Origin of the sequence: Sphingomonas sp. TX0543 (assembly GCF_048565505.1) — a bacterium.
Lineage (GTDB): Bacteria > Pseudomonadota > Alphaproteobacteria > Sphingomonadales > Sphingomonadaceae > Sphingomonas.
Genome location: NZ_JBLZUS010000002.1, coordinates 2,746,079 through 2,759,823, shown reverse-complemented (window position 1 = coordinate 2,759,823; position 13,745 = coordinate 2,746,079). Strand labels below are relative to the sequence as shown.

Below are 13,745 nucleotides of genomic sequence, written 5' to 3'. Positions count from 1 at the left end.
CGGCTCGTCAAAATTGGTAGCGAGCGCGGGCGATAGTGCCGTTACGAACAAGAACGGTCGCGCTTGGTGACGATCGCAACGGGCGTCACCTGGGCGATCGCCGGACTGTCGACCGCCGGCGTTATCATCCGCCCGATGCGCTGGCCCGAGTGGGTGTGGGCGATCGCCGGCGCGGCTTTGATCGTGGCGTTCGGGCTGCTGCCCCCGGCGTCCGCGATCGCTGCCATCTGCAAGGGGCGCGACGTCTATCTGTTCCTGATCGGCATGATGCTGCTGAGCGAGACCGCGCGCGAGCACGGCGTGTTCGACTGGGTCGCGGCGATCGCGGTCAATCTCGCGAACGGGTCGGGTGCCCGGCTGTTCCTTCTGGTCTATACGACTGGCGTTCTCGTCACCACCTTATTGTCCAACGATGCCACCGCGGTGGTCCTGACCCCGGCGGTGTTCGCGGTCGCACGAAGGGCACGGGCCGAACCATTGCCGCTGCTGCTCGCCTGCGCGCTCGTCGCAAACGCGGCCAGCTTCGTCCTGCCGATATCCAACCCTGCCAACCTTGTCCTTTATGGTGGGCACATGCCGCCGCTCGGGCAGTGGCTTGGATCATTCGCCTTGCCGTCGCTGGCATCTATCGTCGCGACTTTCGTCATTCTGCGGCTGATGGAACGTAAGCTGATCGTGGGCGAATGCGCGCGTGATGTCGAGCGGCCCGTGCTTGCGGGCGGGGGCAAACTCGCGTTGGCCGGGATCTTGCTCACGGCGCTGCTGCTGGTGGTGATGTCATCGCTCGACCTGCAGTTGGGGCTGCCGACTGCGATCGCCGGGATCGCGACGGCGCTGATCGTGTCATTGCTTGCGGGTCGATCGCCGGTGGCTCTCGCGCGCCGCGTTTCCTGGGGCGTGCTGTTGCTGGTCGCCGGTATGTTCGTGCTGGTCGAGGCGTTGGATGGCACGGGGGTCATCGCGATGGTCGCAGCGGCGATGCGCGCCGTGGCGCTTGATCCGGTTCCCGGCGCAGCGGCGGCTGGCGCGACGCTGGCGGTCGCGTCCAACCTGATGAACAACTTGCCCGCCGGATTGGTCGCCAGCCTGGCGGTGGCGGAGGCGGCGCCAACCCGTATCGTGACCGACGCGCTGCTGATCGGTGTAGATCTCGGACCGAATCTGTCAGTGACCGGATCGCTCGCGACCATCCTATGGCTCCAGGCGATAAGGCGGGAGGGCGAGGATGTCGGCTTTTGGCGCTTCTTCCGCGTTGGTGCAGTGGCCATGCCGGTTGCCTTGCTGGCTGCGATCGCTGCCAGGCTGCTCAACGCCTAGTATCTCGATCGTCGGGTCCGCGATGGCGATGTGCCGGCAGCTCTGCGGAAGCGATATGCACTATGACACCGGTGGCCACCCGCAATCTTAGCCGAGATAGGGACGCCGGTAATCCCCGCCGGGAATTGAGACGTTCGGAACCGGGCGGCCGGCTGCCTCGGCCAGCCAAGCGGCGCCGCCATTCCGTGAGCGGGTCGAGCCATCGCCGCGCGTCGCAACCCGGCCGTAGATTGCGCGCTCCTCGCTTCCAGGCGCGCCGTCGAACATCGCGGCGATGTTACCATATGTCGATGGATCACGCCCATCGAGGCTAAGTCGATCGTTCAGGTAGCACGCGGTCGACCAGGCGGTTTCGGGATCGGGCGTCATGGCGATGATGCGCTTGGCCCAATACATTCTCAGATTGTTGTGCATCCAGCCAAGTGCGAGGAACTGGCGCTGGCAGGCGTTCCAGGTTTCGTCGCGCGTCTCGCCACGCAGCATCGCGGCCAGCGTTTCCGCCGCGGGGCGCGGATCGCTGGCATGCGCGGCAAGTGATGCCCTAGCCCAGCCTGCGACCCGATCATAGCGTTCGGGTGCGTCCAGCTGGCTTGCCTGATAACGAAACCATTCCCGCCACCCAAGCAGTTCGTCGGCGAATTTGCGCTTGTGCTGCGACCCCGCCTTCGCACTCATCACCGCCGCCATGATCTCGCGCGGCCCGAGCACGCCGAAGTGCAAATCGGGTGACAGGCCGCTGGCGCCCTCCGGCCGTGTCGCATCGTTGCGAACCGCGGCGTAGACCGGCAGCACTTCTTCTACCAGGCGCTTCAGCCGCTGTTCGGCGGCGGCCCGGCCGGCCGCGAATGCGGTACTGGCGGGCAGGCTGTGATCGATCGCGAGCCGCGCGATTACCGCTTGGAGGTCGATCTCGTCTAGCCGGTCGGGGAGGAACGGCAAAGGGCCGGCGTATGGGCCGACAGCCGGCGTCTGCTCGCTCCAGTCCAGCCAAGCGGCGCGCGCAGGCTCGTGTTGCCGCAAGAACGCGGCACGACCGCCGATTCCCTTGTCAAGCACCGCGGGCGGCACGACGCAGGCCGCGTTGATCGCGTAGCACGGAACCGGCACGCCGGAAGCGACCCGCGCCGCCTGCCACCGCGCGACGAATGCCGGCTGATCCTCGACCATGACCGCTGCCGCCTCTGCGGCGAGCCGGTAAACGAGCCCTTTCTCGCGACGATCGGCCCGATCGACATGTTGAACACAGGCGATACCGCGCTCGCGACATCCAATTCCCAGATCGCGACTGGCGGCCAGGATGAAATGGTGCAGACGATCGGAAGCGTAGGGATAGTCCTCACGTACCCCGTGATACACGAGCACCGGCAATCCCAGCATGTTGCCGAGTGTCAGCGCCGCGTCGATCACCGGATTGTCGCAAGCCCGCAGAGCCTGCTGAAGCCAGCAAAGAACGTAGCGGCCGGCTTGTCGCGGCTCGGCGGCGTTGAGCGGCCGCACGCGCGGTGACTCCACCCAGTCATCAAAGTTAGACATTCGTCTGCTCAAAAGTTGTGGAGCGGTGCATCGAAGCCGGCACGAACCCGTCTGGCGACAGTTGCCGACTTTTCGTCACGGGCGGTACACCCGCTCGATATTGCCTTTGAGCTCGCTCGGATAGAACCAGACAGGTTTCAATCGGTGCTGAACGAACAACCGGGCCTGATCGGCATAGTGCGGCGAGGCGGGTCGGGTGGTGGCGGCACCATAAGGCTGGATCGACTGCGATGCGACGCGGCCGTTCAACCAGCTGACGAACATAACGAAACTGTCGCCATGGTTGACCGCCAGCCGGCCGTCCGGCGCGATGTCCCAGGTCGATGCCGCACGCAGGATCTCCGGCCCGCCGTCGAGCGGCAGGTCGACCGTGCCGTGGCGCAATCGCAGCACCGTGCCGAGCGGAACGTCGATCCGCCCGAAATGCTGCTGAAGATAGGTCGCCGCGGCCAGCAGCTCGCTTCGTGGGTCGGGCTCGGGTTGCCGCTGGTAGTGCCAGCGCTGGCCCACGCGCATCAGCATCACCGCAAGTGAGTCTGCCGGCCCTTTGCCGTCCGCATTCCAATCCCACTGGCGCAGGATCTCCAGCGCAGACACGAGGGTCCGGTCACCTTTCGGATCCACCGCCAGCAGGTCGCCGAACCACTTCCCCGTCCAGCCGTGGCGCGCGACGCCGGTATCGAACTTGATGCGATGGAGATCGTCGTCGCTGATCGTCGGCTGCGCGGTCATCAGGTCCAGCGCGCGGTTGTCGCGGTTGGTGGTGTCGGTCTCGATCCCGAGCAGCGGTGAGTAATCGGCGGGATTCAACTCGCTGCCGCGCCCGGCCGACAGGAAGGGCGTGCTGTTGGCGTTGACCAGAAAGCCGGATGCGGGGTTCACGTTGCGCGGCACCATGTTCCACGCGACTGTTCCGGGCGTGAAAGCGCGCGACGTGTCGCCTGGCAAAACCTTCCGATAGTCGAAGCCCGGCTTTCTGTTCGGGAAGCTGGCATTGTAAAAATAGGCAATATTGCCGACAGCATCGGCAAACAGGAAATTGGTGGCGGGGACGCCCTGCATCGCCAGTGCGCGCTGCCATTCCGCAAAGGTGCGCGCGCGCGACAGACGGTAATATTCCTCCACCATCTTCAGTTGGTCGGCGCCGGCATAGCGCACCGCATAGGCGCCGGACCGGTTTTCGATCACCGGGCCCTGGACCGCGCGATACACCGTTTTCGGCACCGGCAGGACAAACGGCCCCCACAGCTTCACGCCGAGCCAGATCGTACGCTTTTCCAGCGGGCGCCACTGCCCGTCGTAACGATACGCATCCCCGGCGTCGTTCAGCACCAGTTTGTAGACGTCGATCAGATCGGGCCGATTGACCGTGTTGGTCCATCCGAGCGTTTCGTTGTGGCCGAGCAGGGGATAGGGGGCACCGGGGAATGTCGCGCCGGAAAAATGCCAGCCCTGTTTCGACTGAACGGACAGTTCATACCACGTTGCCTGCCCGGCCCAGGGTTGATGCGAGTTTGACACCATCCGCGTCGCGCCGTCACTCGACTTGGCCGGCCCGACAACGAACGCGTTCGAGCCGTTGGGCCTCTCGCCCGATCCGCTCGGTGCCGCGCCGATCGCCGTCGCTTCTGCTGGCGCCTGTTCGGCCGGCAGCGGCTTGCCCTCGATGAGCGCGCCCAGGGTCGCATCCAGGCCAAAAAAGAACGGCGAACGCAGGACGAACCCTGTAGCGATGTCTCGTCCGTTGACCGGAAACAGTCGCGACAATCGCACTTCGGCGGGATGCCGCGCGGCATAAAGGTTCAGCCCTGATGCATAGCCGTCAAGCAGCGCGCGGACGTCTGCCGGCTGCTTCATATAGTCGCGATCGACGGTGGCACGGGCATTCACGAACGCGAGCGCATAGTCGAGCTTCGCGCCCTCCGCGCCCAGCATGGCACCGGCGCGCCCACGGGTCACTGCCAACACTTCCTGCAGTGTCGCGAAATCGTCCTCGGCGTGCGCAAACGCGATGCCGTATGCAACATCGGCGTCGGTGTTGCCGAACAGATGCGGCACGCCCCAGCGGTCGCGGGCGATCGTCACGTTATAGGCGCGTTTCGGCGGCGCTTCGGCGGGCGCGGCGATCAGCGGCTCCCACACGGCTAGGCCGATCGCCGACAGAACAATGACCACCAGCGCGCCCAGCGCCACCTTTCTCGGCAAATCCAGCTCCCACCGTTCGATCGGGTCGCCGCCCGTCGTATATGTGTTTACATGTCAGGCGGGGGCGATCACGTCGAGGGTGATCTCGCGGCTCGCTTCGCCCGGCACCGGTCCGAGCAGAATTTCACACTGTCCCAGTCGCGTGCCCATTTCTTGCGCCAGGCGAACGGTCGTCCGCAACAAAGGCACACCTTGGTTGGCAGGGTCAGCTTCTTGTGTGGCATGCCGGCCAAACGTTTCAGGTGCACGATCGTGCCAGCATCGTGGCGAGCACGTCCGAAACGGGCCTCGAACGTCTCGCGTTCGCGGAGCGCCAACGTCCGATTGCAATACGTTAACCTGATGAAGCTACGGCGGCGTATCCGCAGTGCCGAGCGCCAATATCTGATGCTTCACGAGATCTCACTATCGCAACTCCGTGTGGGAATGTTTGTCGCGAGCTTCAACTGTTCATGGTTCAGCGTGCCGTTCTGGCGGAAAAGCCTTCTGATAAATGATCAGGCGACGATCGAACGGATCGCTTTGAGCGGTATCGAAACACTGACGATTGACGACAGCCGCGGCGTCGGGCCAACGGCTTTTGTCGAAAGCACGGACGCGCCGTCGGCTGCGCATCAGGCGGAAATCGTTCAGGCCGGGCATCGCGAGCCGGCGCTCGAACGTCGGAAGCGGCCGCGGACCCCCGGCAAGATCACCGAACTCGATCGCGCGCGCCAGACGGTGCAGCGCAGCAAGGCGGCGGTGATCGACATGTTCATGCATGCCCGCCTCGGCCGGGCGGTCGAGGTTGCCGCGCTGGAGCCGCTGGTCGATGAGATCGCGGCATCGGTCGCGCGGGACAGTACGGCGATCATCAGCGTGACGAGGCTTAAGAGCAAGAACGAATACACTTATCTGCATTCGGTGGCGGTCTGCGCGCTGATGATGAACCTTGCGCGGCAGATCGGGATGACGACCGAGGAAATCCGGCAGGCGGGGCTGGCGGGCATGCTCCATGATATCGGGAAGACCGGTATCTCCGAGGCGCTGCTGGAAAAGCCCGGCGCGCTGAGCGACGATGAGCGCCGCGCCGTCCAGTCGCATCCCGAAATCGGCCATGCGCTATTGTGTCGCAGCGAAAACGTTGGTGCCGTCGCGCTGGATGTGTGCCTGCATCATCATGAGCGGATCGATGGGCGCGGCTATCCCTATGGCTTCTCCGGAGACCAACTGAGCATTTTTGCGCGGATGGGGGCGATCTGCGACGTCTATGACGCGGTAACCTCTGTCCGACCGTACAAGATGCCGTGGTCGCCCAGTGATGCGCTGGCGCGAATGATCGCGTGGGAAGGGCATTTCGATCCGCGACTGCTCCGCGCGTTCATCACGAGTCTCGGCATTTTCCCGATCGGTGGGCTGGTGCGGCTGCGTTCGAACCAGCTGGCGATCGTGACGCGCGAAGACCCCGACAATCCCACCACGCCCCTCGTCCGCGCGTTCTACGATGTCGAACGCGGCTGCACGGTGACGATCGCGGATGTGGCGACCGGCCGGGGCGGTGACCCGATCGTGCAGGGCGAGAACGGCGAACACTGGTTCGGCGATGAATGGCCGGCTGTTGCAGCGCGCGTGCGGGAGGCGGAGGCGCCGATCATCCCGCGGCTCGCCAGCGCGACCGGTCCCAGCCGCTCGTTCGGTGCAAGCCGTCGGCTCTGGTGATGCTGCGTCCGGCGAAGTTTCGCAGCGCGTACGCCAGCGCCGATCGTCGCGCGTGATTTGTGGTTTCGGCCCGATCGCCGAAGGCCGGGCTGACTATCGCTGAACCGGCCTCACGCCGTGGCATTCTAACCTCGTCACAATTCGATCGCATCTAGCTGAACTACGCTTGAGGGTGACGGGTCGCATTCCGCGATCGGCAACTGCGTCGAAACTTTTCCAACCCGAATGAAGTACGCCAGCGTCTGTGGGCGGATGGCGGCGTCTCTCGCAATCGCGGCGCGAGTGCGCTCACCCGCCACGATCTCGTTGGTAAGAAAGGCGAAAAGCTCTTCCTGAGTAGGAAAGCGCCCAGAGAATCCGTTGAAAGTCTCTCGACGATGCCGCTTCTGGTCGGCGTTCCAAAGGCGGACCCGCTCTTTCCGATCAAGTGAGGTCGTAGGAGCAAGCGTGCAGGGCTCGCCGAGACTACGCCCGATTTTCGCCTTAAGTGCCTCAAGCTTCATACTCACTCCGCTCCTTCGCCCAAGCAGCCTGTAGCTCAATTGCTGAGAATTCGATCAGGGCGAGATCCTCAAGTGGGTGATAGCGTTCAAAACTGCTTTCGGTCGCTGACAGCTCGATGACATCAACATTTTTGCTATGCTCAAGATGGAACATGGCCGACGCGAGATCATCGTGATTTACTTCGTAAGCCTCCACCTCACCGTCAACATGATGGATAACGGTGTTCCTGAGCAGTTCGCCGAGGGTGTAAGGATCGTTTGTGAAACCTGCTTGCTCAATGACCTCCAAGGCCGATTCCTGGAGAGCTTTTGGGTGATCTGAAAAGACGTCCTCACCACCCTCTTCCTGATCGACCCAGTCTGCTAATGCTCTGTAGATTTCGATGGGCCGCCCTGCCGTGTCGAGTGCGTCCGAGAAGTGGAAGTCCTCAGGAAACTCATCGGCTTCGTCCACCAACCAGATACGCCGCATTTGCTTAGGACGAAACGCGAGGATTCGGTTGTTCATCGCCTCAAACGTGACCCAATCGGGAAGCCGCTCGCCGCTCGCAATCCGTGCTCTTAGGCGCTCCGCTTGCTCAGCCGTTACGGGAAATCCGATCGTCTTCGTACCGCCGCGGGGACGCAAGCCTACATCGCCCCAATATCGCATCGTGTCTCTTCCAGACGGCCGCTGACGCATGTTTCCTGCGGGCAATTCACGTGCGAGGATATAATCGAATGTTGCCCCAAATAGCTCGGCCATCTTCCCAAGCATCGCATGTGGCGGGTTGCTCTTCCCATTTTCCCAACGAGCATAAGTTTGTTGATTTGTACCCAATTCTGCAGCGACATCCGCTTGGGTACGCCCGGTCTTGAGCCGTAATTCTTTCAAACGAATCATGAAGCCTCCTCTCAAAGGCTTCAATAAATACTCATATTGTGAGTTGCAATACTCATATTTTGTGACATCGCATTTTGATGGTTAACGCTAGGACGGATCGACATTCATCGTAGCCATATCATGGCGGCGGCGAGGTGTATGAAGCCTGCGAAGTGGGCGGTGCGTCGGTCATAGCGCGTGGCGAAGCGCCGGAAGTGCTTGAGGCGGGCAAAACATCGCTCGATGCAGTTGCGGTGTTTGTAGATGGTGGCGTTGTGAGGGATGGCGACCTTGCGGTGGCGGTTCGATGGGATGACCGCTTCAGCCCCCATGTCGGCGATGATGGCCCGTAAGGCATTGCTGTCATAGGCTTTGTCGGCGAGTACGGCGCCGCCCTCCTGGCCGTGGAGCAGGGCCGGCGCCTGGGTGATATCTCCGGTCTGGCCGGGCGTGACGATGAAGCGCAGCGGCCGGCCGAGCGCGTCCGCCAGCATGTGGACCTTGGTGGTCAGTCCGCCTCGGGAACGCCCCAGCGCCTGATCGCACGCCCCCCTTTTCCAGTCGCCGCCTGCTGGTGCGCCCGAACGATGGTACTGTCGATCATCAGATATTGGTTATTCCGGTCGATCGTCAGCGCTGCGAACACCCGCTCCCAGACACCGGCATGGCACCAGCGACTGAAGCGGCGATGCACGGTCTTCCACTTGCCGTAGCGCTCCGGCAGGTCGCTCCAATGCGCCCCAGACCGCAGCACCCACAAACATCCGTTCACGAACAAGCGGTTATCGGATCCAGTTCGCCCCGGATCCGTCGCCTTGCCCGGCAACAGCAGCGCGATCCTCGACCACTGTGCATCATTCAGTTCATACCGCTTGGCCACCATCATCCGCTCCGCGTCTCAACACGGATACCTATGAATCAGCGATCACTCCCCTTGGGAATCCTGAATGTCGATCCGTCCTAGCGTTGTTTACTGCGTTACCTGCCAGTCGTCATCGCGTCCGCCATTGGCGACGGAGGGGGACTAGATCCAGAAACCAAGCCGAGTTGAACCAGCATTCGGCGGCACCAGCCTCCGTGTACTCGCGGAACGCCATGCCTCGTGAGTTCGCTGTAAACCGCGCGGTGGTGACTCCCGGTGTACGCCGCGACTTCACGGACAAAGGCCATCTCACCGGCCAAGCGGCGCAAGCCATCCCGACAGACCCCCTTGCCAGGGCCATAGCGAACGATTGCGAGCCCAGCGGAATTGACGGCAGCGACAGCCTCCGGGAAGCTCGACCCGAGAACTTCAGCAGCGTCGCGCAGCGCAATATGCGTGACCCCCACGCCGCTGCCGGAATACCATGCGCGACCGCGCTGAAAGGTCGAAACAACTGCAGGGTCGACCATGATCCGCCGGACTGCGAGGTCGCCTTGGGGCAAATAGTAACGGGCGCCATATCGTAGCAGCGCACCGATTGCCGCTCCCCAAGGCTTTTCCCCCGGAAATGCCGCCAAGACCTTTTCGAGGCGATCCGCAGTCGAAGGAGGACTCGCCTGCAACGCGCCCTTGCGGAGCCGATCCACAAGCGCCTCCACAGATTGTTTGACAACCTGATGTCCCCGAAGCGCATGAACGCGAGGATCGTCGACAGCTTCGATGTAGCCAGCCTTAGCGATTTGATCGACCGCGTAGACCGGCACATCCAGTGCGGCGCCGGCTGCCCCAGCCGTCATGCAGTCACGAAGCAAGTTCACTAATTCATCGATGTCTTTCGAGTGATACCGAGCTCTCGTGCGTTGTTCGCTCGGGAGCTTGTCGTACCGGACGACGCCCGCGTCCCTCAGATGTTTGAGCTCACGGGAGCTTATGTTCAGCAGGCGGCTGACCTGCGTGGTTGTATAATAGGGCGCTTCTCCCGTCGCGAACACGTCTGCGGTCCGGCCGTCGAGGGTGCTGAGCGCGATACTAAAGAGTTCCGCACCTTCGGATGTCCGCCCGGTCAACCAGCGCAGGTCGTTCCGCAATGCGTCGTACGCCACGAGGTCATCAGCCATCGCGTCGGTCAGCGCACTGACCTCCGTGCGAATAGAGTGAGGCCAACCCCTGAGCATTCTGGCACCGGCGCAAATAACCTGCGCAACGACGGTGGGTGGTTGCTCGATCAACTTGTGGATCGCGAACCAGCTTCGTTGGCTGGAGAACACGATTCCGGCCCGCAGGAGCGTCGCGAGTAAGGTCGTTCGGGAAAACCTCTGAATGCAGGATGGAAGCGCCTTGATAGCTTCCGCTCCGACATCCTCTTGATGCGACATCAAATTGGCTGCCTGCCGGTAGTCATCCGCCAGCGCGGCCGCTAAGGATGCCGAGCCAGACGGCGCGATCAGCGCTCCGCAATGATCGCAGTTACCGATGCCTCTCGCATAACGCCATTGAAGCGGCCCGCAGCTCGGGCAGGCATCGACGAGAAGTTCCAACGACTCCGGGCAGTATGGCAACAGCCGGTTGAGCCATGCCGCTCGATGATGCGGCTGTTTCATGAGAGAAAGCGGTCCAACCCGGCGGCGACGAAGCTCGATAACCTTTCGGGGTACGACGACGTCTGCAAGCGCAAGCATGTTGCGCGTCATCGGCGTATAGCCGTGTGACGATAGTTGCGCGGCATTCACCTTCATGATTGTAGCCACAGCGTCGAGTACCTGGGGCCTTGCAACCTGAACTTGCCCGGGATCGAAAACGCGAACCCCGCCGTTGGAGAGGACCTGTTTGATCGACCGCACGCGGGAGTCGTGACAAGCGGCTGCCAACGCGCCGCAAAGGCTTTCGTCCGCCGCAGGCTTGTAGGGAAATCGCAACTGACGTGGACGATTAGTCATCCAATCCGCGCTCCCGTGCTGTTCTCGGAACTGGCACCGGGAACAATCGAAAACGGGTCGTGCATGACCCAATTCAACTTCATCGCGAACTGGCGCGTCGCTACGCTGAGATCGTGCCGCTCAACAACGGGTGAGCCCCGCCACAGCGCATGCAAGGTGGCTTCGCAAACTACGCGACACACCCTTCCGATATGGCCGCCGCTAGCGACAGCGAGCTGAGTCCTGATCCCGGGGCCGTCTAAACGTGCGACTGCATCAACGATGCCCGCCTCAGCCATCGACTGGTCAAGTCGTTTGCAGAAGCGCAGGAAATGGACGCGGTCCTCCTCATTATTGCGCACGTCCAAGGGCTTCAGCGTGAGGGGTGTTCCGAGCCGCGAAGCAAACTTCGGATTCTTGTTAAAGAAGACCTCGGAATCCTCATCGCCAACCAGAATGAGTGGTAGAACACCACGGTTGAGGAACGTCTTGAAGCGATCGGTGACCTGCCGCGCGTCAGTGGTCTTCCGATCCAAATGCTGAACCTCGTCGCAGACCAACCCCTCGACCTCAAGCTTCCGACTGAGATGCTGGACGCGCTCTTCCAGTTCGTCGAGCTTGGCTGGGCTATCCCAATGGTCATCACCGAGCTGCAGAAGGATGCGCCGGTAGAAGGCAGATACCGACGTCGTTTTGTCCAGCTCCAACACGACGATTTGGTACGGATTGGGCGGCAGACCCGCGGCTGCACGACGCAATGCCGCGGTCGCGACCAGGTGCTCGATCATGCGGGACTTCCCGGCGTTCGAGTGCTCAGACAACCGCCGTCCATCGATTGGACCACCGAGCAGAGGTTGCATCGACGCGAGGTAGGTGAGCAACTGCTCAACGACGAGTGTCTGCGGTCCGTGCTCAACGTAGTTGGCCTTAAAAAACGGCAAGACCCGCGCCACCCGTTCGGAGCGAGCGCGATGTGCGTAGTCTGGCTTCAGGTCGCCATGAGTCGGAGCTGGTTGATCGCCAAGCGGATCACTAGGTCGACGGCTGGGGGCGCTCACGTTCAGTCCCTCAGCCCGAGCTGATCGTCATCGGCGTCCCAATCGATCCCGCCGTCGAGATCCTCTTCTTCCAGCTGCTCAAGCATGAGCTGGTTGGTCCGGGGTGCAGGCTCCAAGCCGCCCCAATCAAACGGAGATTCTGGCAGCTTGGACTTGGCCCTTGACGACGGTTCCGGCCTGCCTTTCGTTTCCCGCTTCTGCGACGGACCAAGAGGAACGTCCACGCGCTCGGCCCCAGCGACTGCGGTTTCTAACAGCAGGTCGTCGAAGTTAGTCAGGTCCGGGTCGTCCTGAATGTTGCGCGCCTTCGACCTGATCTCGGCCATTTCGAGAATAGAGCTGGCCGTCTTTGCAAACCGGAACGGCTGGGTGTGCATGTCGCGCCACGCACGCTTAAGATTATCCCCCCGGTGCCGCGCCTTCTCTTCGCTCGTCTGCGCGCCCGTCGCGCCTGAGGAAGCGCACCTCTGGTGAAATTTATGCTCTGCCCGGCTCAAGAAGGCGGTGTAATCGGGGTCGTCTGACCAGAGCGGTACGAACTGATTGGCGTGTTCGTCGAGAACCTCGATGGAATCCAGGTTCCAATCGTACACCCGGATATGCACGTCGCACTTCGCCGTGCCTTCGAGCCGCTGGCGAAATGCCTGCGACGACAAGTTGTTCGACAGGACCTGCGTAATGCCGTCCCGGTTCCAGCGATACAGAATACCGTCGAAGGTCACGCCGTCCGTGGTCAGGATACCCTGTACTGCCCGTGCCAAGTGCCGCTTGATTTCGCCCGGCGGCGTGAAGCGGATCTTGCCCTCGTGCATAATGTATTCGAGCATGACGTCGTTCGGGGATCGGCCGCCCAAAGCGCTGTGGCCCATGGCTGTTCCCCGTCAGCGCCAATGGCACAGATTTGAGGTTGTGAATTAAGGAGTGTTGGGGCTTCGTCGTAGTGACGAAGGAACGAAGATGAAGCCCCAACACTCCTTGAAAAAATCGCCTGCCAAGGCCCCTGCTGAGCGTGTGGTGAAGGACATCCGGCGGCAGACCCGGCGGCATTTTTCGGCCGAAGACAAGATCCGCATTGTGCTCGATGGGCTGCGTGGCGAAGACAGCATTGCCGAACTATGCCGCAAGGAAGGCATTGCCCAGAGCCTGTATTACACCTGGTCGAAGGAGTTCATGGAAGCGGGCAAGCGGCGCCTGGCGGGTGACACGGCTCGTGCCGCGACCAGCGGCGAGGTGCAGGACCTGCGCCGCGAAGCCCGTGCCCTGAAGGAATGCGTGGCCGACCTGACGCTCGAAAACCGTCTGCTCAAAAAAAGCATGATCGCGGATGGGGGCGACGACGAATGAGATATCCCGCATCCGAGAAGCTCGAGATCATCCGGATCGTCGAGCAGTCGCATCTGCCGGCGAAGCTCACCCTCGACAAGCTGGGGATCGCACGCCGGACGTTCTACCGCTGGTACGACCGGTTCCTCGAAGGCGGACCGGAGGCGTTGGAAGATCGGCCATCGGCACCGAGCCGCGTGTGGAACCGGATCCCGCCTGACATCCATGATCAGATCATCGAACTGGCACTGGAGCAGTCCGAGCTGAGCCCACGGGAGCTGGCGGTGCGCTTTACCGACGAAAGGCGTTACTTCGTGTCGGAAGCCACGGTTTACCGCCTTCTGAAGGCCCATGTGTTGATTTCCGCTGAGAGTTGACCCGGGATTTTCATCGAGAAGTGACCCGGGT

General features: G+C 62.3%; 10 protein-coding genes and 2 pseudogenes. 3 read left to right on the top strand and 9 right to left on the bottom strand.

Features of this window, described 5'->3' with window-relative positions:
- Positions 1–66 precede the first annotated feature (66 nt).
- Positions 67–1,317 (top strand): arsenic transporter, encoded by a 1,251-nt coding sequence (locus ACM61V_RS13860; RefSeq protein ID WP_212742176.1) that lies wholly within the window; start codon positions 67–69, stop codon positions 1,315–1,317.
- A gap of 87 nt (positions 1,318–1,404) precedes the next feature.
- On the opposite strand, the gene ACM61V_RS13855 is transcribed toward ACM61V_RS13860, so the two are convergent.
- The 3 genes from ACM61V_RS13855 to ACM61V_RS13845 all read right to left on the bottom strand — a co-directional run bounded on the left by ACM61V_RS13855 (position 1,405) and on the right by ACM61V_RS13845 (position 5,279).
- Positions 1,405–2,850, bottom strand: a complete 1,446-nt coding sequence (locus ACM61V_RS13855; RefSeq protein WP_137786260.1) for a deoxyribodipyrimidine photo-lyase — start codon at positions 2,848–2,850, stop codon at positions 1,405–1,407.
- A 75-nt stretch (positions 2,851–2,925) separates the two neighbouring features.
- On the bottom strand, positions 2,926–5,055 hold the full coding sequence (locus tag ACM61V_RS13850; RefSeq protein WP_419714079.1) for a penicillin acylase family protein: 2,130 nt from the start codon (positions 5,053–5,055) through the stop codon (positions 2,926–2,928).
- A gap of 68 nt (positions 5,056–5,123) precedes the next feature.
- Complete coding sequence (locus tag ACM61V_RS13845) at positions 5,124–5,279, bottom strand: DUF2256 domain-containing protein (RefSeq protein ID WP_137786476.1); 156 nt, start codon at positions 5,277–5,279, stop codon at positions 5,124–5,126.
- 118 nt (positions 5,280–5,397) lie between these two features.
- Here ACM61V_RS13845 and ACM61V_RS13840 point away from each other — a divergent pair, with 118 nt between their 5' ends.
- The gene (locus tag ACM61V_RS13840) at positions 5,398–6,753 is read left to right on the top strand and encodes an HD-GYP domain-containing protein (RefSeq protein WP_249341487.1); all 1,356 of its coding nucleotides are present in this window, start codon (positions 5,398–5,400) and stop codon (positions 6,751–6,753) included.
- A 134-nt stretch (positions 6,754–6,887) separates the two neighbouring features.
- On the opposite strand, the gene ACM61V_RS13835 is transcribed toward ACM61V_RS13840, so the two are convergent.
- The 6 genes and pseudogenes from ACM61V_RS13835 to ACM61V_RS13810 all read right to left on the bottom strand — a co-directional run bounded on the left by ACM61V_RS13835 (position 6,888) and on the right by ACM61V_RS13810 (position 12,841).
- Positions 6,888–7,256 carry a hypothetical protein gene (locus tag ACM61V_RS13835; protein ID WP_137786259.1) on the bottom strand — a complete coding sequence of 123 codons (369 nt, stop codon included), beginning with the start codon at positions 7,254–7,256 and terminating at the stop codon, positions 6,888–6,890.
- Positions 7,246–8,139, bottom strand: a complete 894-nt coding sequence (locus ACM61V_RS13830; protein WP_137786258.1) for a helix-turn-helix transcriptional regulator — start codon at positions 8,137–8,139, stop codon at positions 7,246–7,248. The genes ACM61V_RS13835 and ACM61V_RS13830 overlap by 11 nt, the downstream gene beginning before the upstream one ends.
- Positions 8,140–8,243: 104 nt before the next feature.
- A pseudogene (locus ACM61V_RS13825) lies at positions 8,244–9,001 on the bottom strand (IS5 family transposase).
- Positions 9,002–9,096: 95 nt separating this feature from the next.
- Positions 9,097–10,977, bottom strand: a complete 1,881-nt coding sequence (locus ACM61V_RS13820) for a hypothetical protein (RefSeq protein ID WP_137788473.1) — start codon at positions 10,975–10,977, stop codon at positions 9,097–9,099.
- Complete coding sequence (locus ACM61V_RS13815) at positions 10,974–12,014, bottom strand: TniB family NTP-binding protein (RefSeq protein ID WP_137788472.1); 1,041 nt, start codon at positions 12,012–12,014, stop codon at positions 10,974–10,976. Before ACM61V_RS13815 ends, ACM61V_RS13820 begins: the two co-directional genes overlap by 4 nt.
- 2 nt (positions 12,015–12,016) lie before the next feature.
- The gene (locus ACM61V_RS13810; RefSeq protein WP_419714078.1) at positions 12,017–12,841 is read right to left on the bottom strand and encodes a hypothetical protein; all 825 of its coding nucleotides are present in this window, start codon (positions 12,839–12,841) and stop codon (positions 12,017–12,019) included.
- 130 nt (positions 12,842–12,971) lie between these two features.
- Between ACM61V_RS13810 and ACM61V_RS13805 the strand changes: the two are divergent.
- A pseudogene (locus ACM61V_RS13805) lies at positions 12,972–13,705 on the top strand (helix-turn-helix domain-containing protein); the annotation flags it as partial.
- Positions 13,706–13,745 lie beyond the last annotated feature (40 nt).